The 22,625-nt window shown below is 52.3% G+C and carries 17 protein-coding genes; 10 read left to right on the top strand and 7 right to left on the bottom strand.

The genetic code is table 11. From position 1 onward, the window contains the following. The first annotated feature begins 72 nt into the window (after positions 1-72). Positions 73-1,143: a hypothetical protein gene (locus VGN67_RS22675; protein ID WP_327489483.1), complete on the top strand. Its 1,071-nt coding sequence runs from the start codon at positions 73-75 to the stop codon at positions 1,141-1,143. Positions 1,144-1,235: 92 nt separating this feature from the next. Here VGN67_RS22675 and VGN67_RS22670 read toward each other — a convergent pair whose 3' ends face one another. Next, complete coding sequence (locus tag VGN67_RS22670) at positions 1,236-3,344, bottom strand: helix-hairpin-helix domain-containing protein (protein WP_327489481.1); 2,109 nt, start codon at positions 3,342-3,344, stop codon at positions 1,236-1,238. 18 nt (positions 3,345-3,362) lie between these two features. After that, positions 3,363-4,211: a carboxylating nicotinate-nucleotide diphosphorylase gene (nadC, locus tag VGN67_RS22665; protein ID WP_327489479.1), complete on the bottom strand. Its 849-nt coding sequence runs from the start codon at positions 4,209-4,211 to the stop codon at positions 3,363-3,365. Positions 4,212-4,494: 283 nt separating this feature from the next. Between nadC and VGN67_RS22660 the strand changes: the two genes are divergently transcribed. The 4 genes from VGN67_RS22660 (at position 4,495) to VGN67_RS22645 (ending at position 11,213) form a co-directional block, all read left to right on the top strand. Continuing rightward, positions 4,495-4,815, top strand: coding sequence for a hypothetical protein (locus VGN67_RS22660; protein WP_327489477.1), 321 nt, complete (start codon positions 4,495-4,497; stop codon positions 4,813-4,815). 144 nt (positions 4,816-4,959) lie between these two features. Beyond that, entirely contained in the window at positions 4,960-7,944 is a 2,985-nt protein-coding gene (gene secDF, locus VGN67_RS22655; RefSeq protein WP_327489475.1) for a protein translocase subunit SecDF, read from the top strand. A gap of 129 nt (positions 7,945-8,073) precedes the next feature. Next, positions 8,074-9,540, top strand: a complete 1,467-nt coding sequence (locus VGN67_RS22650) for an amino acid permease (protein ID WP_327489473.1) — start codon at positions 8,074-8,076, stop codon at positions 9,538-9,540. A gap of 155 nt (positions 9,541-9,695) precedes the next feature. Beyond that, entirely contained in the window at positions 9,696-11,213 is a 1,518-nt protein-coding gene (locus tag VGN67_RS22645; RefSeq protein ID WP_327489471.1) for an alanine/glycine:cation symporter family protein, read from the top strand. Between the two features lie 5 nt (positions 11,214-11,218). Here the strand turns inward: VGN67_RS22645 and VGN67_RS22640 are convergent, their stop codons facing one another. From VGN67_RS22640 to VGN67_RS22620, 5 genes are all read right to left on the bottom strand, one after another. Continuing rightward, positions 11,219-11,554, bottom strand: a complete 336-nt coding sequence (locus VGN67_RS22640; protein WP_327489469.1) for a hypothetical protein — start codon at positions 11,552-11,554, stop codon at positions 11,219-11,221. 217 nt (positions 11,555-11,771) lie between these two features. Continuing rightward, positions 11,772-13,247: an ATP-binding cassette domain-containing protein gene (locus tag VGN67_RS22635; RefSeq protein ID WP_327489467.1), complete on the bottom strand. Its 1,476-nt coding sequence runs from the start codon at positions 13,245-13,247 to the stop codon at positions 11,772-11,774. Between the two features lie 78 nt (positions 13,248-13,325). After that, the gene (locus VGN67_RS22630; RefSeq protein WP_327489465.1) at positions 13,326-14,306 is read right to left on the bottom strand and encodes a pyruvate dehydrogenase complex E1 component subunit beta; all 981 of its coding nucleotides are present in this window, start codon (positions 14,304-14,306) and stop codon (positions 13,326-13,328) included. Between the two features lie 163 nt (positions 14,307-14,469). Further along, a complete protein-coding gene (locus VGN67_RS22625) occupies positions 14,470-15,162 on the bottom strand; it encodes a LytTR family DNA-binding domain-containing protein (RefSeq protein ID WP_327489463.1) in 693 nt (230 codons plus the stop codon). Positions 15,163-15,170: 8 nt separating this feature from the next. Beyond that, positions 15,171-15,542 carry an Hpt domain-containing protein gene (locus tag VGN67_RS22620; RefSeq protein ID WP_327489461.1) on the bottom strand — a complete coding sequence of 124 codons (372 nt, stop codon included), beginning with the start codon at positions 15,540-15,542 and terminating at the stop codon, positions 15,171-15,173. Positions 15,543-15,628: 86 nt separating this feature from the next. On the opposite strand from VGN67_RS22620, the gene VGN67_RS22615 reads away from it, so the two are divergent. From VGN67_RS22615 to VGN67_RS22595, 5 genes are read left to right on the top strand one after another with little or no spacing between them, the layout of a single operon-like run. Next, positions 15,629-17,263, top strand: a complete 1,635-nt coding sequence (locus VGN67_RS22615; protein ID WP_327489459.1) for an O-antigen ligase family protein — start codon at positions 15,629-15,631, stop codon at positions 17,261-17,263. Between the two features lie 25 nt (positions 17,264-17,288). Beyond that, positions 17,289-17,684 carry a response regulator transcription factor gene (locus tag VGN67_RS22610; RefSeq protein WP_327489457.1) on the top strand — a complete coding sequence of 132 codons (396 nt, stop codon included), beginning with the start codon at positions 17,289-17,291 and terminating at the stop codon, positions 17,682-17,684. A 6-nt stretch (positions 17,685-17,690) separates the two neighbouring features. Further along, entirely contained in the window at positions 17,691-18,908 is a 1,218-nt protein-coding gene (locus VGN67_RS22605; protein WP_327489455.1) for a sugar transferase, read from the top strand. Continuing rightward, positions 18,905-19,627, top strand: coding sequence for a TolC family protein (locus VGN67_RS22600; protein ID WP_327489453.1), 723 nt, complete (start codon positions 18,905-18,907; stop codon positions 19,625-19,627). The genes VGN67_RS22605 and VGN67_RS22600 overlap by 4 nt, the downstream gene beginning before the upstream one ends. A gap of 6 nt (positions 19,628-19,633) precedes the next feature. Then, on the top strand, positions 19,634-22,621 hold the full coding sequence (locus VGN67_RS22595; protein WP_327489451.1) for an SPOR domain-containing protein: 2,988 nt from the start codon (positions 19,634-19,636) through the stop codon (positions 22,619-22,621). Positions 22,622-22,625: the final 4 nt, after the last annotated feature.

Genomic DNA, 22,625 nt, shown 5'->3' with positions numbered 1-22,625 from the left:
AAGACTTTAGTTTACAGCGCGTTCGTAGTACTGTTAAGCAGTGCCTTTCAATGTGGTCACTCGCCGGAGCCTATGCCCGACGGACTTACAGAAGTAGCGCTACGCTCTGTCAATCATCAGTCTTATGTTGAGCTACAGCTATCGGGAAAGGTCTTTGCTTCCCACAACGGACCCGTACCTGCTAAATTTGATAAAGCCGAAATATGGCTTGGCGAGCGCCCCGATCAGCTAACCTATGCCTTCACCACCGACTCAACTACGGTGCGGTTGAACAACCTAAAGCCCAACACCCTCTACTTCATAGCCTCCAAAGGTACCAGGGGGTCGGTCACAACGCCGCTCAGTGAGCCCATTGTAGCAATCCGGCACGAGTATTCGTCAACAAACACAATAGCCGAAACAGCGGCAGGGGCTTCAACCCGCTATTTTTCGCCGGACGGAAAGAAAGTAGCCTACCTGGAAGGCAAGGACGTACTGGTGAAAGACCTGACGCAGAATACCCTCCTGGCCACCATCGGCTCCGGCTTTGTGCGTGGGTGGAGCAGCAACTCGGACCGGCTTTTTCTGGAACAAACCAGCGGAAAAGACCGCAAAGCCGCTTACTATGATGTAGGGGGCAAGGCGGTTGTTTCTTACCAACTACCCTCCCAGGTACGACTGTGGGATTTTAAAATTTCTCCCGACGGAAAATCTGTTGCCTACAAAGATTACAACCGCAGCGGACTATTTTTATTCAATGAAAAAGAAGCAGCCGAGAAGCGGTTCTACCCTTCTCAGCTGTTTAGTAGTGTGCGCTGGACATGGCACAGCGACGGTACCCGACTGCTTTATTATGTCGACGGGGTGTCGGGGAAAGGCTTGCAGCAGTTTGATATTTCCAGCGGACAGTCCGGAGCTTTTCCCATAGCCCTGCACTATGCCGTTGATTTTCCGGAAATGTCGCCCAGCGGGAGGTATTTACTTTTCTCGTCCAACCTGGCCGGAGCGCCTGACGTATGGCTGCTGGATATCGAAAACCAGGTATTCCGGCAGTACCCCCAGGGGTTTGGATTTAGCTGGCAAGCCGACGATTCTTTTATAGTAGCTACTAAAAGCACTGGCAACTCCTCCCCTCTGAAGTACATCCAGTACCGGGTTGAGTAGCCCCTAACGGGAGAAGCCGGAAGAACAGATAAGTACTACCAGACCTCTTTGACCTTCACGGCCACCGACATTCTCTAACCCAAAATCGACCATTAAAACTGGTACATGACCTGCGCCTTTACTTCGCTGCGGGTGCTGCCCTGTATCTCGTTGAGACCCGAGCTGATTGATTCCAGGCTGGAGTAAAGGGTCTGGGACCAGCGGAGCCATACCCGCAGGTGTTTGCTAAGTACATAGCGGGCCATGAGGTAGTGCCGGGTACCCTGGTCGTAGTAGGCCGGTAACGAAAACGCGTACAGCACATCCTTCTCGTACACGTACTGGCGGCTGTCGTAGTTGTCAGTGGAGAAAAAGGCGACCCGTCCGCTCAGCTCCAGTTGCCGCCACCGCCAGGTAGCATCCTGCAGTACGGCAAAACCCCGCGAGCGGGAGGTACCTACATAGGTAAAGTCACCCCCCTGTACCCGCGTCCGGACACTGAACTGCATGGGTACTTCGTATTCAAAATTAATCAGGGCGGTACGGCGAATGGTCGTGGCGAGTGGGTTCATGGGCTGCTCACTGCTTCCGGGCAGGTTGCGCTGCTTGTGCTCTTCGTGCAGGAGCGCGTAGGTACGCAGCCGTTTGTTGGGCATCCACTGCGCGTGCAGGAAGTAGTCGTGCCCCACGGAGGGAGCATTGACCAGGTACTTGAGCCAGGGAAACCGGAAGCGGTCGTAGAACCCGCTGAACTGCCAGCGACGACTGGGCGCGTACCGAAGGCCCCAGTAGGTACCTGTTTCGTTAATGGGCCGCGTGGCTTCGCCGAATGAATTCCCGTAAAATGTATGGAAATGGCGGTCGTAGTGGCGGAGCAGCAGCGTAAAGTCCAGGGTTTTGCCCAGGGCTGCAATCAGTCCGCCGATGCCACCTACCCCGCCACTGGCCGAGCGGGCGCCTTCGCCGAAGAAGTGGATATTCTGCCAGCGGTAGTCGCCGTGCAGGCCTATGACCAGATTTTCTTTTCCTGTAAATTCAAACCGGTTGTACGGTACACTGCGCCGCTGCAAATCGGCACCAAAGGAGGTACTTAGCGCCGTAATACCGAGCTGCCCTCGTTGCGAAGGAGTGCGGTACAGGGCATGAAAGCCCAGATTCTGCTCCGGGATAATACCCTGCCGCGCCTGCTCGGCGGGCGTCCGGTGCAGTCCGGCCGTTTGCAGCGACGACACCAGCAACTGCCCCGTGGCCACGTTCTCGGGATTTATACTGGCGTCGCGGCGCACGCCCGAGTAGAAAGCCGTGACGTCAATGCTGCGGGTGAGGGCGTAGGTAGCGGCTATTCCCCGGAAAAAGCCCGCCTCGAGCACCGAGGTATAGGGGCGCAGGCCGAGGGTACTTCGGTAGGTGGTACGTATTACTTCGGCCCCCTTCCCCAGCGAAAAACCAGCCGCCATGACCATCCCCTGCCCGGCCTGCATCTGAAAATCACCCAAAATCAGGTTTTTGAGCCGCCCCCGGTTCATGATCTGGGCGTGAAAGGAGGTGAAGTCGGGACCAAATACCTGTTGGCCGGGTTGCCAGCGTACTACTTCACCGGCGTCTTTTTCCATAGTAAAGCCCAGGCTGTAAGCGCCGGTGCGAGCGTAGCGGTAGCGGGCGTACCACTGCAGGGGGCCACCGGCGTAGCGGGTCAGGGAGCGCGAGCTGGTATCGATGGCCGAAAAGCCTCGCTGGGTTTCCAGGAGACGCTCGGTGCGCAGCAGCAGGAAGTGCTGGGTTGGGTTCTGAAAGCTCTGGGCCAGGGGTAGTCCCGTTTGCTGTACGACGACAAACGGCAGCAGACGCCGGATGGTAGGCAGGTCAAAGCCCGGTATGGCCTGTAGTTCATACAACGACAGCAGCGGGCCCAGCTTAATGCGGTAGTCAAAAAAAGCATTTAACTGCTCCTGCGAAAGCAGGTAGGTAGCGGCCAGTTCATCGCGGGTGACGGTGTTGAGGTTGCGCGGATTGGTATAGAGCTGGTATAATGCTTCGTACAGGTCTTCGTAGTTGGCCTCGTCGGTAGGTACCGGAAATAGCTCCTGGATAAACGCGTTGATGTCAATGTCGGGACGGGGGGGCTCCTGCGCCAAGGCAGGGCCAGTCAGCAACCAAAAGAGCCATGCCGTCGTCGGGAGGAGTACTACTTGCGCGGACGGTATGGCTCTTGCTTTACCCAATATAAGGTCAGTTTAAGTTCAGAAGGCCTTTAGGCTCAGGTCCAGGCTCTTGATCTGGTGCGTCAGGGCCCCGCTCGATATACCGTCCACGCCGGTTTCGGCCACGGCCCGCAGGGTAGTTTCTTTGATATTACCCGAAGCTTCGGTCTCGTACCGGCCACCAATGCGCCGTACGGCTTCGCGCAAGTCATCCAGCGAGAAGTTATCCAGCATCACAATGTCCACGCCACCTAGGCGGAGGATCTCGTCTACCTCGGCCAGGTTACGTGCCTCTATTTCTATTTTCAGGTTTTTGCCCGTTTCGTGCAGGTACTTTCGGGCGCTTTGGATAGCGGCTTCAATGCCTCCGGCGTAGTCAACGTGGTTATCCTTAATCATAATAAGGTCGTAGAGGCCCATGCGGTGGTTGACCGCCCCGCCAATACGCGTGGCCATTTTCTCAAATACGCGGAAGTTAGGGGTAGTCTTGCGGGTATCCAGGAGCTTCACGGGCAGGTCGGCGATGAGGTCGACCATGTGCCGGGTGTAAGTAGCTATCCCGCTCATGCGCTGCATGCTATTCAGTACCAATCGCTCGGCCCGCAAAATGGAGCGGGCGCTGCCTTCTACCGTCAGTACTACATCCCCTACTTTTATCGAAGCGCCGTCCTGCAGCTGTACATCTATCTTAAGGGTAACATCTACTTCTTTAAAAATAGCTAGGGCTACCTCTACGCCCGCCAGGATACCGTCCTGTTTTACCAGCAGACGGGCCCGCTTGGCGGCTTCAGCGGGTACACAGGATAAAGAGGTGTGGTCGCCGTCGCCGATGTCTTCCAGCAACGCCAGCTTAATAAGATCGTGTAAGTTATGCGGATTTGTTTCCATATCGCCGAAAATACTGTCTACTTATGAAACGACCAAACCTACTTTTTCGTTACAGGGTACAGAGCGATGCTCCCTTAAGTAAAAGAACCAGCCCTGGCTTTTAATAATTATGGGGCCATTTTTTACCATTTTATCTTCTGAAAGTACTACGAATGTCTGGCAAACATTTGGTTATCTGACTTTTTGGAATAACCTTTGCGCCCTCAATTGAAAACTCAGCTGTCTGACAGTGCACAAGAAGCAACGACATAGCACCCAATTGGTAAGCTGGCTCTTGGCCACTATGCTGCTTCTGGTAGCGGTAGGGGGTAAGTCGTGGTCGGTCACGCAGGAAGGCAAGCAGAAGGTAGCTACTGAGCAGAAGGCCACCGCTGCGGATGAGCGTCAGCCTGACGCGGCCCGGATGAGTGAACTGTCGCTGGATGCGGTGGTAATACCGGCGTCTTCCTTTGATTTTGCCCAAACGTTTTATTTGCTTCCCCCGCCTACCTGGCGCTTCGTGGAAGTAGCTTCGGCCCTACCGGCTTCTTTCAGTGAGCCGTTCCATTTTTTCTCTTACTTTCGAAAAGTCTTTGGGCACCATATTGCTATAAACGCCCCCTAGACTCCCTGCGCTTTCGGCTTCCCTTTGCGGAATTTCTTTTCCTGATAGGTCTCCTTTACTGTATCCTGTGCCCGTGGCACAGCGGTAAAGACGTGGCTGTTCCTTATTTATCTCTTGTAATTATTTCAATCTATCTGTATAACAATGCAAAACAAAACCGGAATAATCGGATTGACGATAGTGCTGGCTCTTATCAGCCTGTACTACCTGTCGTTTACCTTTGTAGCTCGGAACTACAAGCAGAACGCGGAAGCGTATGCGACCGACGCGCAGGGTAAGGTGGATTTCACCAAAAAACAAAGGTACATTGACTCGCTCTGGCGGGAGGATGTCTACCTGGGTCATACGCTGCAGGAAGTAATGGAGCGAGAGCTCGGACTGGGCCTTGACCTGCAGGGCGGTATGCACGTAGTGATGGAAGTATCACCTACGGACATCGTACGGGGACTGGCCGGTGGTAACGCCCGCAGTACCCAGTTTCAGCAGGCTCTGAAAAGAGCTGCCGAAGCCCAGAAGACCAGCCAGCGCAGCTTCGTGGACCTTTTTGTAGATGCTTATAAAGAAATAGCCCCCAACACCCGTCTGGCCAGTGTATTTGCCAACAGCGCCAACCGGGGCAAGATCAGCAGCAGCTCTTCTGACTCAGAAGTTGTCAATATGCTCAATACCGAAGTAGAAGGAGCTATTGACCGCGCTTTCGAAATTATTCAGGCCCGTGTTGATAAATTTGGGGTGGCCAATCCGAACCTGCAGCGCCTGCCGGGTACCAACCGCATCATGGTAGAGCTACCGGGAGTAGAAAACCCCGAGCGCGTTCGCCGGCTGCTGTCAGGAGCGGCCAAGCTTGAATTTGCCGAAGTATATACCATCCAGGAAATTGCCCCGGCCATTGACCAGCTGGCGGTATACCTGGCCCGTGAAGACGCTACTAAGAAAGTATCGCCTAACCCTGCCGCTGCCGCAACTACGGATACTACCCGCCAAACCGGTACCAGCAGCCTTGAAGCGCAGCTGGCGCAGAAAAGCGACACAACAGCTCAGGCTGATACCTCTGCCCTGGCCAGCCAGTCGGCCGCACTGACCAACCTGTTTGTTCCGCTTCCGCAGGGGTTGGGTGTATACCTGAAAGACACCGCCCGCGCGAGTGAAATCCTGAATCGCCCCGAAGTACGCTCACTTTTCCCCAGCGACCTGGTGTTTTCCTGGGAGCGTAAGGGTATTGAAGCTACCAACGGACAGGAGATCCTGCCACTTTATTTCATCAAGAAGCCAAACGGCCAGGTGCCGATGGAAGGCGATGTGATTGTAGATGCTACCAGCGACTACGACGAGCGTGGCCGGCCCGAGGTTACTATGCGCATGAATGGCGAAGGAGCCCGCAAGTGGCGCACGCTGACGGCGAACAACGTAGGCCGTCCGGTCGCTATTATCCTGGATAATCTGGTGTATACCGCACCTACCGTACAGGGCGAAATCCCTAATGGTAACTCCAGCATCACGGGTAGCTTCACCGTGGAAGAAACCAAGGATATGGCTAACGTACTGAAAGCCGGTAAACTGCCCGCGCCGACCAACATCGTAGAGGAAGCCATCGTAGGTTCTACGCTGGGCTCCGAAGCGGTAACAGCTGGTATTCTTTCTTCGGTAGTTGGTTTGATAATCGTACTGGTGTTCATGGTGGCCTACTACGGCCGCGCCGGCTGGATCGCCGACATTGCCCTGTTCGTGAACCTGTTCTTCCTGATGGGCGTAATGGCCTCTTTGGGTGCCGTACTTACGCTGTCGGGTATTGCCGGTATTGTGTTGACCATTGGTATGTCGGTTGACGCCAACGTACTTATTTACGAAGGTATCAAGGCTGAGATGGAAGCCGGGAAGCCTTTCCGCCAGGCCGTTACGGATGGTTTTAAAGGCGCTCTTTCGGCTATTATTGACTCTAACGTTACTACCCTGCTGACGGGGGTAATTCTGTTCATATTCGGTACCGGTCTGGTACTGGGCTTTGCGACTACGCTGGTGATTGGTTTGATTACGTCGCTGTTTGCGGCCATATTCATTACCCGCCTGTTGCTGGAGTACTATGTCAGAAAAGGCAAAACGTTTACTTTTAGTACTTCCCTGACTAAAAACTGGTTTAAGGATACCAAGTTTGATTTTGTATCGCAGCGCCGTAAGTTTTATATAGTATCATCGGCTATTCTGGCCATTGGTATTGGCTCGTTCATCTTCAAAGGCTTCGGTCTGGGTATTGACTTTAAAGGTGGCCGCTCCTATGTAGTTCGGTTTGACCAGAACGTAAGTACCGACGAGGTACGTCAGAGCATGACCACGGCCCTGGGTGATGCGCCGGAAGTAAAAACCTTCGGTGGTTTTAACCAGGTAAAGGTTACTACCGACTACCTGATTGACGAAACTACCCCCGAAGCAGACGAGCAGGCCAAAGCCAAGATTATGCAGGGTGTAGCGGGTATTCAGGGTAACAGCGGCGAGATTGTCAGCTCCGCGAAGGTAGGACCTACCATTGCGTACGACACCATGATTTCGGCTATCTGGGCGGTACTGCTGGCCGTAGCGGTAAACTTCGGGTATATATTCCTGCGTTTCCGCCGGTTGGCGTTCAGCTACGGAGCTGTAGCCGCGCTTTTTCACGACGTAATTGTGCTGCTGGCTATCTTCTCGTTGTTTAACGGCTGGTTGCCTTTCTCGCTGGATATCGACCAGGCTTTCATTGGTTCTATCCTGACTATCATGGGTTACTCCATGAACGATACGGTGGTAATCTTTGACCGTATCCGTGAGTACCTCAACGACAAAGGGGCGAAAAAAGAAAGTATCCCGACCATCATCAACAATGCCCTCAACAGTACCCTAAGCCGTACGGCCGTAACGGGTATCTCGACCATGCTCGTGCTGGTGGTGCTGCTGATTTTTGGCGGAGAAGTAATTCGCGGGTTTACATTCTCCATGCTGATCGGGGTAATTGTAGGTACCTACTCTTCTCTGTTTATTGCGGCGCCCATCGTGGTTGATGCCCTGCAGCGTGAGCAACTAAGGGAAGCCGCTTCGGCCCCGGTAGTTCCCGTAGAGGCACCTGTAGCCGGTAAAAAAACCAAGACGATTAAAGCTTAATCACTCATTATTGGAAAAAGGGAAAAGTACAGACTTTTCCCTTTTTCTATTTATAGCCATCCACTATTCCTGAATTTTGCATTAGTTTTAAGGTTCATTGACACTAAAAATCTCCTATCACTCTTCGTTATGGCAAATCAACTTTGGATCAGAAAGCCCCTGGCACGATTACTGGCAGAGTCTTCTGACGAAGGAAATCAATTAAAACGTTCACTGGGGGCTTCCAGTCTGGTGGCACTGGGTATTGGTGCTATCATTGGGGCCGGTCTTTTTTCACTCACCGGTATTGCCGCCGCCGAACACGCCGGCCCGGCAGTAACCATCTCTTTTGTGCTGGCGGCCGTTGGCTGCGCCTTTGCCGGCCTTTGCTACGCCGAGTTTGCCTCTATGATACCCATAGCAGGTAGCGCCTACACCTATTCCTACACCACCATGGGCGAGTTTGTCGCCTGGATCATCGGCTGGGACCTGGTACTTGAGTACGCCCTGGGAGCGGCCACCGTGGCTGTGAGCTGGTCGAGGTATCTGCTTGAGTTTCTTAATTCCTTTGGAATACATCTGCCGGTTGAGCTGGTATGTTCGCCTTTTGAAGTAGTAAAGCTCAGTGACGGTACTGTTATCGAAGGCGGCATGATCAACGTACCAGCCATCCTTATTGTAGCGCTGCTTTCGCTACTGCTCATAAGAGGTACCCAGGGGTCGGCCCTGATGAACAACCTGCTGGTCATTTTGAAATTAGCCGTGGTAATTATTTTTATTGCCCTGGGCTGGAGCCACATTGACCCTACTAACTATACCCCCTACATCCCCGAAAACACCGGCGACTATGAGCACTTTGGCTGGTCGGGTATCGCTACCGGAGCGGCGGTCGTGTTTTTTGCCTTCATTGGATTTGATGCCGTATCTACGGCGGCGCAGGAAGCCAAAAATCCCCAGCGCGACATGCCCATCGGTATCCTGGGTTCACTGGTTGTCTGTACCATTCTGTACGTGTTATTTGCGCACGTAATGACCGGCCTGGTCAACTACAAGCTGTTTGCTAATGACGCCAAGCCCGCGGCCACCGCTTTTGCCCAGACCGGCTACGACTTCCTTCAGACCGGACTGATTGTCGCCATTCTGGCGGGCTACACCTCCGTCATGCTGGTGATGCTGATGGGGCAGAGCCGCGTATTTTATACCATGAGTAAGGATGGTCTGCTGCCGAAATTTTTCAGCGAAGTTCATTACAAGTTCAGTACCCCCTGGAAAACAAACCTGTTCTTCATGGGCTTCGTTAGTATTTTTGCGGGCTTCGTACCGGTCAGTGACCTGGGGCACATGGTGAGTATAGGTACCTTGTTCGCGTTTTGTCTGGTGTGCGCGGGAGTCTGGATGATGCGCCGCAAAATGCCCGACGCGCCGCGTTCCTTTAAAGCGCCGCTGGTACCCTTCGTGCCGATAATGGGTATTCTGATATGTTTATACCTGATGTACTCGCTGCCTACCGAAAGCTGGTACCGGCTGGCTATCTGGCTGGCTCTGGGCCTGGCTATCTATTTTGGCTACGGCAAAAAGCACAGCCTGATGGGTAAAGAGTATCATCCGGAGAAATAAATCGTAGTTAAATAGGAGTAATAGCAACCGCAGGTAGCGCTACCTGCGGTTTTTTTGTTGCTTATATCTGAAATTTTATATTAGTTTAAGCCCTTTATAGCCAAATATTATTTTTTACTTTAAATAAAACTCTCTACTTCTGCCTAAAGTCCTCTATGAGCAAGAAATTTCTGTTACTCTCTGCACTGGGTTATTTTACTACCCTGGCACCCCTCTTCGCCCAAGCACCCAGTGGAGGTCTCGACAAACAAATTAATGATGTAGTACAGCCCGCTACCGACTTTGTGAGTGGTATCGTATTCTACTCGATTCAACTCGGTGACAGCGCTGCTACCAATATGCCCCTGGTGATCATATTCCTGCTGCTGTCGGCTATCCTTTTTACGGTTTATTTCAAATTTATCAATATCCGTGGTTTTGGTACCTCTATACAAACCGTACAGGGCAAGTACAGCGATCCGACCAATGCCGGAGAAGTATCCCATTTTCAGGCCCTGACGGCCGCTGTGTCGGGTACCGTAGGACTGGGTAACATAGCCGGGGTAGCCATTGCCATATCACTGGGAGGGCCGGGTGCTACGTTCTGGATGATCGTGGCGGGATTTCTGGGTATGTCGTCCAAGTTTGTCGAATGTACCCTGGGGGTAAGGTACCGCGAAATAGGCCCGGACGGAAAAGTATACGGTGGCCCTATGTACTACCTCACCAAGGGATTAGCCGACCGCGGCCTGGGGGGAGTAGGTAAGGTACTGGCCGTATTTTTTGCCATTATGTGCGTAGGCGGCTCTTTTGGCGGAGGAAATATGTTTCAGGCCAATCAGGCGGCCAGTCAGTTTCTGACTATGATAGGAAGTACTTCCTCGTCGGCCGGTACAGTGTTTGGAGTTGTGATGGCTGCAGTAGTAGCCATGGTCATTATTGGTGGTATCAAGCGTATTGGAGCGGTTACGGAGAAAATAGTACCCTTCATGTGCGGCATTTATATTCTGGCGGCGCTGGTCGTGATTGGGGTCAATATTGCCAACCTGCCCGAGACGCTGGCCTTGATATTTACGGAGGCATTCAGTCCGGTGGCCGTATCGGGTGGCCTGGTGGGGGTACTGGTGCAGGGTTTCCGCCGGGCGGCTTTCTCCAACGAAGCGGGCGTAGGTTCAGCGGCTATTGCGCACTCGGCCGTAAAAACCGAGTACCCGGCCAGTGAGGGACTGGTTTCCCTGCTGGAACCCTTTATCGATACCGTCATTATCTGTACCATGACCGCCATCGTCGTTATTATTACCGGCGACTACGACAATGCCGGCAACATGGGTGGCGTAGAAATGACGTCCGAATCCTTTGCTACGGTACTTCCCTGGTTTCCGTATGTACTCACCTTCACCGTGGTTCTTTTCGCTTTTTCTACCATGATCTCCTGGTCCTACTACGGCCTGCAGGCCTGGTTGTTCCTGTTTGGCAAAAACCGCTTCAACGACATCCTGTATAAAGTACTTTTCTGCTTTTTCGTAGTGATCGGAGCCGCGGCCAGTTTGAGTGCCGTTACCGATTTCTCGGATGCCATGATCTTTGCCATGTCGGTACCTAACCTCATCGGCTTGTTCTTTTTGCTGCCGGTCGTAAAGGCCGAGGTAACCCGGTACATGGCCTTTATCAAAGGAGGTACCTGGAAGAAATAAAAACCCTACTTTTTTGATTTCCGGGGGCGGGGCATTTCGTCAATACCCAGCGTGGTCAGGTGCGGATTAATGATGCGCCTGGTAATGGTAAGCTGAAAGTACTTGACCCCTTCGGCGCTGAAGGTCTGAAAGTACAGGTTACGTAGTTTCAGGTCGCGGTATACGGAGGAGTAGCTGATCGGGATGGGCCAGCCCTGCGCCCCCAGAACAATCCGGATGGTATCGACGGCTCTTTTAAGATTGGAAAAATAGGTATAGGTGGGCTCGGCGGAGCTGAACGGATTGGCCAAAACAGTAGTTTCGACCTTTACTTCGTATATAGGTTGCTGACGGGCGGCCATGGGTTATTTGAATAGTTCTATGAAAACATAGGACATTTCGGTAATTGCCTGTTTTTCTTACTAGTTATGAATTTATTTTGGAAAATTACGCAACTATTTTTTTGACGCATAACTTTTCGGGCAGCAGCTGCGTTATGTAGTTGTTATGTTTTTAACGGAAAAGTCCGGCTTTTGTCTAAGAGCCGGACTTTATTTTTTCTCCCGTTTTCCCAATTCTTTACGCTTCTACTTTTCCCTCCTTCAGCTGTAGCTTTCGGGTCACGCAATCAGGAATTTCGTGCGGATAGTGTGATACATAAATCAAGGTTCGGTCGGGAGTACCCGCTACGGCATCCACCACGGCTTTAAATTGTTCAATAGCGGCTATGTCAAGTCCCTGACAGGGCTCATCCAGTATGAGCAGGGGAGGATTTTTGACCAGTGCCCGCGCCAGCAGGGTCAGCCGCTGCTCGCCTTTGGAAAGCTTGCTAAACGTGCGATCCAGGAGATGCTCTACCCCCAAGAGCCGGGCCTTTTGAATCACCTGCTGGACCTGCCCGGGCGAAAGCTGCCGGAAGTATACCCCCGTGGCGTCAAAAAAGCCCGATGCAATGGTTTTGAACACCGGGGCATCGGTCGGAAAATACAGGTGCAGTTCCGGCGATACGTGCCCTATCTGTCGCTTAATATCCCAGATAGATACCCCCCGGCCACCCCGTTTCTGGTCAAACAGATCGTAGTCATTGGCGAAGCGTTGCGGATGGTCGGCCGTCAGTATGCTCAGCAAGGTAGACTTCCCCGAACCATTGGGTCCACTGAGCGCCCACTTCTCCCCTTTCTTCACGTCCCAGCTTACGCCGTCCAGTACGGCTTTACCATCGTACACTACCCGCAGGTTCCGGAGCCGGAACGCATACTCGTACGCACCGAAGGGAGGAGGACCCAGGTCGGCCGTTAGGGTAGGTACAGGAGCCACCGAAGGGGCAGCCTGCCGGGTAGCCAGCCAGTCCGGTAACGGCAGGGCGTGGGTGATGCGGCCGCCGTCCAGCTCGAGCAGGTGCGTAATGTACGGGGGCAGCTCCGTTGGGGCGGTAACCAGGATAATGGTAACACCTTGCCGGGCCAGCGCGGCCAGAGCTTCCCGCAGTACTTCCCGCGAGTGTACATCAAGACCAACGAAAGGGTGGTCCAGCAGGAGAATATCCGGGGTTTTCAGCAGTGAGCGCGCGAGAAGCATCCGGCGGGTTTCGCCGTTGGAAAGGGTAATAAAAGGATGGTCCAGCAGAGGCGTCAGTTGCAGCAGCCGGGTTACCTGCTCAAAGCGTTCGGCGTCAAGGGCAAGGTTGGGTAGTTGCACCGACTGCTCGTTGACAGTACCTACGGGCTTTAGTTGTCCGGTAAGTACCTCGCGCACCGTAGGGGCTACCTCAGCCTCATAGGCCTGAAACCGCTGCTGGTAGTACTGGGCCGCCGCCCTTACGATACGGTTAAAGGAGTAGTCGTTGGCGACAAACTCGACGGTACCCTGCCGGCGGAGCGTGCCCCGGGCGGTAGCCCAGCGCCCGGCGAGGGTTTCGAGCAGGGTAGTTTTGCCGGAGCCATTGCTGCCAACTATCGCCCACTGCTGTCCTGAAAGTACCTCCCACTGCAGCTCGTGCAGGACGGGAGTGTCGTACTTACGGACGCTTACGTTAGTTAAGGAAATTATAGCCATAAGGAGCTATTAACAAATAAGGCCGCTCTTTGAAAAAGAGACGGCCTCACTGATATACAGGAATAGTAGTAGCTAAAATTAACGGTACATGACCGCATTCACCGCCTCAATGGTGCGCTTTACATTGGGAAGTATTTCTTCGATAAGCGTAGTGGCGTATGGAAGCGGCACATCCCGGTTGGTTACTCTGATTACCGGAGCATCAAGGTAGTCAAACGCGTAACGCTGAATCCAGTACGAAAGCTCCGACGAAATCGAAGCCAAAGGCCATGCCTCTTCTACGATTACGCAGCGGTTGGTTTTCTTAATGGACTCAATAACGGTTTCATAGTCAATGGGACGAACGGTACGCAGGTCTACTACTTCCGCTTCTATACCCTGCTTGGCCAGCTCCTGAACGGCGGGCATTACTACCCGGGGTACCATTTTACCAAACGAAATAATTGTTACGTCTTTACCGGCACTTTTAATATCGGCTTTTCCGATGGGGATCAGGTACTCCTCGTCGGGTATGACCATTTTGTCCCCGTACATCAGCTCCGATTCCATAAAAATAACCGGATCATTATCACGAATAGATGATTTCAGCAGTCCTTTGGCGTCGTACGGGTTAGAAGGTACCACTACTTTCAGACCGGGGGTGTTGGCGTACCAGTTCTCGAAGTTCTGTGAGTGCTGAGCGCCCAGCTGTCCGGCGTTACCGGTGGGTCCTCTGAACACCATAGGTACTGAGTACTGACCCGCCGACATAGAAAGCATTTTCGCGGCGCTGTTGATGATTTGATCAATAGCTACCAGCGAAAAGTTAAAAGTCATAAACTCAATAATCGGGCGCAGGCCGTTGGCGGCAGCTCCTACCCCAATACCAGCAAAACCAAGCTCGGCGATGGGGGTATCAATCACGCGTTCCGGCCCAAACTCATCAAGCATGCCCTGGCTGGCTTTATAAGCGCCATTGTACTCGGCTACTTCTTCGCCCATCAGGAATACCCGCTCATCGCGGCGCATTTCCTCCGTCATGGCGTCCCGAATGGCGTCTCTGAATGCTATTTCTTTCATCAGAATTGGTTTCTGTGTAATGATTACGTGAAAAACAGGGTAAAATTAGAGAAACACGACCAATTCTCAAATTGTAAACCGACCATTCTGTACGAAAGACAGGTTTTAGTAGCACTAAGGCAGCAAAGGAGTAGTATTTATTTCAATTCATAGAAATGAAACCTTAGAGAATATTGATGCGGTTCATCAGTTCGGCCTTGTTGGCCCGGCTAATGGGTATAACCTTGTCGGCTATCACCAGGGTGTTTTCTTCAATATCAATAATGCGGCTCAGGTTTACGATAAAGGTTCTGTGTACCCGCAGGAAGCGCCGTGGGTCCAGCTTCTCTTCCAGGTTTTTCATGGTGGTATGTACTACGTGGGTGTGCGAATTCATCCGGATCTTGACGTAGTCGCCCGTATTTTCCACGTAGAGAATATCGTCAAAAGCAAGCCTTACAAAACGCCCGTCGGTACGTACGTAAATATCGTTGGTGGGAGGAGGTGTGGCGGGAGCCGCTTTGATGGTATCTACTACCTTATCGACGGCCTGGTTAAAACGGGGCAGGGTAATGGGTTTCTTGAGGTAGTCAATGACCTGGTACTGGAAGGCGGCAAAAGCATATTCTGTTTTGGAGGTAGTCAGGACAACCGGCATCGAATAGGGAAGCAGGTCCAGAAGTTCCAAACCCGTAAGTCCGGGCATCTCTACGTCCAGAAACATCAGGTCAACGGTCCGGGACTCTACTATCTGCAGGGCCTCATTGCCGTTGGTACAAACGTGCATAACAGTAAGTTCAGGTCGTTTTGTGCAAAGACGCTCCAGCGACTGACGTGCCATGGACTCGTCATCCACAATCAAACAGTTAATTTTCATCCCGAAGGTTAATTTTCATCCTGAAGATTTTTTAGATGAGCGTAGGTTGTTTGAACTACCGGCAAAACCTGAGCCAATTTTTCATCAATACTATTAATTATAGCTCTGGCCGATTGTAGTTGTGTTTCGGCTTCCAGTTTATCAAAGAATTGCTCCATCTGCGGCACCCCCACCATACCGAAGGTAGGCTTGATTTTGTGCGCTATCTGGCGCAGGAGTGGCCAGTTCTGCTGCTCAGCCACCTGTCTCAAAGTATATATCTGCGGGACAATCTCGGTCAGAAACAATCCAAACATCAGGTAAGCGTATTCAGCATCATCATCATATATATCCTTTAATAGTACTCTATCTAAGGTCTCTGGAAAATCTAGGCTATTCATGTCACGGTTCTTTTCGAGAGCAAAATACAAAAATCATTTATGAAACAGCAATCTGCCAGACAGGATATATTTTATCGGGTATAGAATTGGCAAAATTATTGCTACAAAACGGGTTTAGAACCTGGTCCGCCGACGATACGGCACAGTCAGTAGGGAAGCAAGCGGTAGGAGGACGGCCGGGAAGTACCTTAATTTTTGCCCTTTACCAACCACACCAGACCCGAAAGAAGGCGTGTTTTATCATCTACCAATTCATTCAGACAGCACCTATGGCCCTGGGCTTGCGTCATCTTTTACACGTTTTACTGTTGCTGGTGCTCATAGCGGCGCTGGCGGCAGCTATTACTAAAGGGCAATTACTGGCAATAGTAGCCCTGCTGGGTCTGCCTTTGGCTATCGCATACCTGGTGTGGATTTTCAAAGTACCGGTAGTAGGGTTATACTCGGTACTGGTGGTGTCATTTGTAGCCATAGGCCTGACCCGGTACATATCGGCCCCGCTGGGGCTGGCCGTTGACGCCCTGCTGGTGCTGACACTGGGAGCGGAGTTTTTCTACCGGTTCGACACCCGACAGTGGCCTATGCTGCGTCGCAACCCGGTACTAATCGCAATTGGCATATGGGTAGTGTACTGTCTCATTGAGGTAGTTAACCCGGAGGCGCGTAGTATGACTGCCTGGTTTTATGCCATCCGTGGGGTAGCCCTGTACCTGGTCCTGACGGTACTGCTGGTCATGGAGCAGATGAACCACGAGAAGCATTTGAATAGATTCATTACGATATGGTTCGGGTGGTCGTGTATAGCTGCCCTGTACGGTACAAAACAATTTATATGGGGGGTAGATGCCGCCGAGCAGGCCTGGCTTAACGCCGGCAATGCCTCGACGCATTTACTCCAAGGCCGTTTGCGGGTTTTTTCATTTTATTCCGATGCGGGCCAGTTTGGAGCCGCCATGGCCCACGCCGGTCTGGCCAGCCTGGTTATGAGCCTGGGGGCTTTTCCGCTGAAAAAACGGGCCTTCTATATAGTTACCTGTTTGTTATGTTTTTATGCTATGCTTATATCGGGTACCCGTGGGGCGCTTTTTGTGCCCTTGTCAGGGTTTGCGGTTTACCTGCTCATGGCACGCAACTTCAGGCTGCTGGTAGTGGGAGGGCTGGCGGCGTTCCTGCTGTTCGGTATGCTGAAGTTTACGTATATCGGGCAGAGCAACTACCAGGTACAGCGTATGCGCAGCGCGCTTGACCCCAACGAACCCTCGCTCATGGTACGCCTGGAAAACCAGAAGAAGCTGGCTACCTACCTGGCTTCGCGGCCGCTGGGAGGCGGAATTGGTTCGGCTGGTTACTGGGGTCTAAAGTTTAGCCCCAATACGGTACTGGCTCAAACCCCCACCGACAGCTGGTATGTAAAGATATGGGCTGAAACAGGCATTATTGGGCTGATACTGCACCTGGGAATGATCCTGTTTTTCCTGTTTTACTTTTTTAAAAAATTATGGGCCATGCCCTCTACCCTACAGCGACAACAACTGCTGGGGCTATACGCGGGCCTGACGGGCATTGCCGTCGCCAGCTACGGGAATCAGGTACTGGGACAAATTCCGACGGGTACCATACTATACATGAGTATTGGCTTTCTGTACCTATTTACACGAAACCGCCACGACCAAAGCTTACAGGAACAGAAAATACCGCTCAATAAACATACACTATACTGAAAAACAATTTTTTCTCACTAATCCTATGAACTACCCAAAAAGCTTATTGCTCATAGACGATGAACCTAGTACCAGTAAAGTACTGGAGCATTTTCTGAGGAAAGACTTCCAGGTCGTAACAAAAGGGGATGGCATGGAGGGCATGGCCTGGCTGGAAGAAGGATACAACGTAGATATGATCATTGCCGATCTGAACATGCCTAACCTCAACGGAAAGGAATTTGTGCGGGTCGTCAGAGCCAGCAACCTCTACAGTGACATCCCTATTATTATACTATCCGGTACCGACGAAAGCAGCGAGCGGATTCAATGCCTCAACCTGGGGGCCGATGACTTTATGCTTAAGCCATTCAACCCCATGGAAGTAGTAGCCAAAGTCAACGCTATTTTACGACGTATCAATCGCTATTCTCATAACTAACACCCCATGGAAACACTCACCTCCATTGCTACACATAATAAATCAGAGATCGCCATAATGCCTGCTCTTCTGAGAGTCGTATACCTTAATAAAGACTACGAACAGAGCATCCGGTTTATCGAAAACTTTGGTGACCGCTTGCAGATTGAGTACTTTGATACCATGAGAGGCGCGCTGAAGGCACTCGAAGAACACTACCCGGCCGATGCGGTAATTGCCAGCCTGGAGGCAGGCGGCAAACCACTCCTGGAAGCTATTCACAATAGTGCCTGGTTACGCAAGATACCCACCATCCTGACCGTCGAACGCCTTACGCCCGAGTTAATCCAGGAAGCAAGAAGGATGAAAGTAGACGATATATTCCCGAGCAATTTTGACCGGGGCGACCTGCTCACCCGCCTGCATTACTTTGTGAAGCGGCAGCACTACGCAGCCATGAAAGCCTCCCAGAAGGTATCGGTACTTCATGTGCAGACGCCGCTCTGGAAACGCGCCATTGACGTACTGGCAACCGGTACCGCCCTGCTGATGCTCTCGCCCCTGCTGCTGCTGATAGCGGCTCTTATCAAGCTGGACTCCAAAGGCCCCATTGTGTACAAGTCCAAGCGGGTGGGTGCCGGCTATAAAATTTTTGAGCTGTACAAGTTCCGGACCATGCGTACCGACGCCGACCAGCTCATCAAAAAAATGGCCTCCCTGAATATGTACAATAAGCAGGAGGAATTAAAGGCGGCTCAAGACAACATTACCCTCTGCGATAAGTGCCGGAACAACGGCCAGTGCCGTCACATGCTGTTTCTGGACGGCAAGCAGGTATGTGAAAAACAGTATCTGGAAGAAAAAGAAGCCAAGGCTGCTTTCATGAAATTTCAGAACGATCCCCGGATTACGCGCATTGGCCGGTTTCTGCGCAATACCAGCCTGGATGAACTGCCTCAGCTGTTCAATATTTTCAAAGGAGATATGTGTTTGGTCGGTAACCGTCCTTTGCCCCTTTACGAAGCCGAAAAACTCACAACCGACGAGCATATACTACGGTTTGCGGGGCCGGCCGGCCTTACGGGTCTATGGCAGGTAACCAAGCGCGGAAAAGGTAAGGCCGATATGTCAGAAGAAGAGCGCGTTCAGCTGGATATCCGTTACGTACAAAACTTTTCTTTCGGGATGGATATGAGCATCATACTCAAGACGATTCCGGCATTATTTCAATCCGAAAACGTATGAAAAAAGTCCGGGGTATTACAACGTGGATAGTACTTGTAGTAAGTAGCATAGTCTGGACCGGCACGTGGGCCCAATCGCCTGCCAATGGGTCCGGCGAAATGATGATTACACTGCCCCCGCTCAAAAAAGTAGTGGATATGGCCATTCGGAACGCCCCTTCTGTGCGTATGCAGGACGCTTCCATGAACAGGAGTTTGTACAACCTGGAATACAAAAAACGCGAATGGATGGAAGGGCTGGGTATAGACTTACAGCTGGGGCTGGGCAATCAGGCGCTTATACTACAGCAGCCGTCGGGTACCGTCGACGCTTTTCGTAACGTCAACAACGGGTACCGGGCCGCCTTCAATGTACGGGTGTCGGCGCTTGATATAGTAGGCCGGAAAAGTGAAGTTAAAATGGCCGAGTACGAAAGTCAGGAGGCCCTGGAAAGAAAGGAAGCTTCCGAGCAAGAGGTTGAACTGGCGGTCATAACGAGGTACTATGCCATCCAGACCGCCCAAAACCTGCTCCGGATAAAAAGTGAAGCCAAGCAAACCACCCAACTGAACCGGCAGATGGCCGAGAAAGAATTTGAGGAAGGAAGTACCTCCGTAGCCGACCTGTCCCGAATCATAGAAATATCATCAAGGGCTGCTGCCGAATACGAAGTTGCCAAGCAGTATTTATACGAAAATATAAAATCCCTGGAAGCGCTGTCCGGGTTGAAGCTATACTAAAAATTCATGTCTTTACTTCGATTCATACGTTTACTCCTGGATCACAAGTGGTTGTTGGCGCTGTTTCCGGCCTCTCTGGCAGTAGCCGTGTTTTTTATGACGCGGAATACCAAACGGGAATTTTCGGCCAACACACTGGTTTATACCGGATTAGCCTCAGGATATACGTTGGAATCAGGTGATAACGACCGAATCGATTACTTTACTGTTAATAATGCCTTCGACAACCTGATTAACACGGTGAAGGCGCGCACCAATCTGGAAGAGGTAGGAATCAGGCTGCTGGCTTCGCACCTGATGCTCCGGAAAACCGACCGCAGCGTAGCCAACGAAGAAACCATCAGGCACCTGCACGAGGTACTACCCGAAAAAGTAATCCGGCAGGTAGTAAACTACCAGTCATTAGACCAGACCGTCGAGAATATTTACAGGTACTCCCAGATTTCCAAAAACGTTATTGCCGAAAAACTGCTGAACCCCAAGGATGGTCCCTACAGCGTAAAGGGTATCACCTCCAAACTCACCGTAGTTCGCGAGGGCACCAGTGACATGGTCAAGATTACCTACTACGCCAATGACCCGGCCGTAGTAAAGCAAACCCTGGAACTGATTACCTCGGTATTTGTGCGGCGATACCGCGAAATGAAGGTGAGCGAAACCAGCAACGTGGTTACCTACTTTGAAGAACAGCTCCGGACGGCCAGCGAAAGGCTAACCGGTTCTGAAAACAAGCTGAAGGATTTTGCCAGCCAGAACAACATTATCAACTACGAGGAGCAAACCCGAAATATCTCGGCGCAGGAACGCGACATTGAAACTGAAATACAAAGCGTACGCTCGGAGCTGGAAGCCTCCAAGTCGGCCCTGAAAAACCTGGAGGGCAAGCTGAGTATCCGGCAGGATGTAGCCCTGAAGAACCAGCGGATGAACTCCCTCCGCGATTCATTATCCCTGCTGAACTCCCGCCTCGCTATGCTTGAAATGAACCCGGAGAGCAGTCAGGCCGATGTTGAAAGGATAAAGAACAGCATCGGGCAGTACGAGCAACGGACCCGCAGCAGCATTAACGACTTGTACGATACCAATAACTCCAAAAACGGAGTGCCGGGTAAGCTCATGTTCGACGACTGGATCGACGCCTTTGTGAGTGTGGATAAAAACGAAGCCCGCCTGCTGGTCCTGAGCGATATAAAGCGGAATCACGGCCGCCATTACAAGCAACTGGCACCGCTGGGTTCGGGCCTGAGCCGCCTCGAGAGGGAAATTAATGTAGCCGAGAAAGAATACCTCGAAATTCTGCACGGACTCAACGTCAGCAAGCTCCGGGAGCAGAATCTGCTGTTGTCAACCAACCTGAAAATCATTGACCCGCCCAAGTTCCCGGCGCAGCCGGAGCCCTCCAAGCGGCTTATTCTGGTCATTGCCTCCTTTATGGTCGGGTTAATGCTGGTACTGGGTTTTATAGTAGGAAAAGAGTACTTTGACTGGTCGCTCAAAAAATCAACCCGGGCCGAAAATCAGGTAGGACTCCCTTTTGTGGGGGGGCTGCCGTTGCTCGAAACCTCCAAAAGCTATGTCCACTACGGTACCATCGAAGACCGTACCCTCAACCAGTGCGTGTCCCGGATCAAGCGGCTGGCCCAGACTACCGCTCAGCAGCCCGTGTGGATACTACTGTTCAGCATAAAGGAAGGTACCGGCAAAAGCCATTTTGCCGCCCGGTTGCAAAAAAAAATAAGTCAGGGGGGCGATAAGGCCATTTGGTTCAATCCGCACGGGCTGTCGGATCAGGCGGGGGGCGTGGTACCTTACCGGTGGCAACCCGACCTGGGCAGTCTGGACAGTTTGAAAGAGAAGGTACCCCGCGTTGCCTGGGAGCAGGTACAGTTTGTACTGGTAGAGCTACCGGCCCTGCTCAACTACCCCCTGCTGACGCAGTGGGTACAACAGGCCGGATTTTCGCTGCTGGTGGCCGACGCTACGGCCGTTTGGCGTACCTCCGACCAGTACGCGCTGCAAACCTACGTAGAAACCACCCCCGCCCCCGTTGGGCTACTCCTGAACCAGGTCCGGCACGACCAGCTGGAGGAGCTGATCGGGGAAGTACCCCGCGACCGCTCTTCGCTGCGGCAATGGCTGAAGCATCTGCTGATTCCTGCGGCCGTGGTTTCCCAGAATCACGCGCTGCCGAACAACGCGGAAGCTATCCATTGGAGAACGTTCCCTACCACGCCCCCCAGAACCGCATCAGTAGACGAAACAAAATCAACAACCTTGAATCCTACTAATCAGGTGGAGCAGAAAGAGACTCCCCACAAATCCGGAAATAGCCGACGTCGCCACGCTTCGCGGTATGGCTGGCTGCTCAAAAGTAGTATGTTTGTCGGTGTCGTCATTGGCATAGCCTTTCTCTGGTGGGCCATTTCGCCCCGGGCCAAAGGTCAGGACTTCCTGATGTACTGGTTTACACCCCCCGCTCTGACCACCGAAGAAGCCGTAGCGGCCGAGCTACCCTCAGTCAGTGACTCCTCCGCCTTTGACCAGGAACTGATAGCCCTGGCCGATACTACCCAGGTGCTGGCGCAGGATACTTCCCTCTTCGTCGTACAGGATGACTGGGACACGGCACCCACGGTGGTTGAACCTAAACCGGTTGAACCCAAAAAAGAAACACCGGCCTTGACAGAAACCAAAGTTGCCCCCGAACAACCGGCAACCCCCAAAGCCATCGCCGAGGAAACTCCCGCGGCGGGCACTACTACTGTCTACTACGTGCAGGCCGGTAGTTTTAAAGACCGCAACAGCGCCCGCCAGCGCCAGCGCGAGCTCATGGGCGGCGGGTACCAGGTCAAAATTCAGGATGCCGACCCGGCGGGCGGAAACTACCAGGTAACAACCGGCCCTTACCAGAATTATAAGCAAGCGCAGGATGCGGCTCAGTCGATTGGCTTTATTCTCGAAATAAAAACGTCCATCCTCAAAAAACAGGAGTAGTACC

Source organism: Telluribacter sp. (assembly GCF_035998675.1).
Taxonomy (GTDB): Bacteria; Bacteroidota; Bacteroidia; order Cytophagales; family Spirosomataceae; genus Telluribacter.
This window is presented reverse-complemented; position numbering and strand designations above follow the sequence as displayed.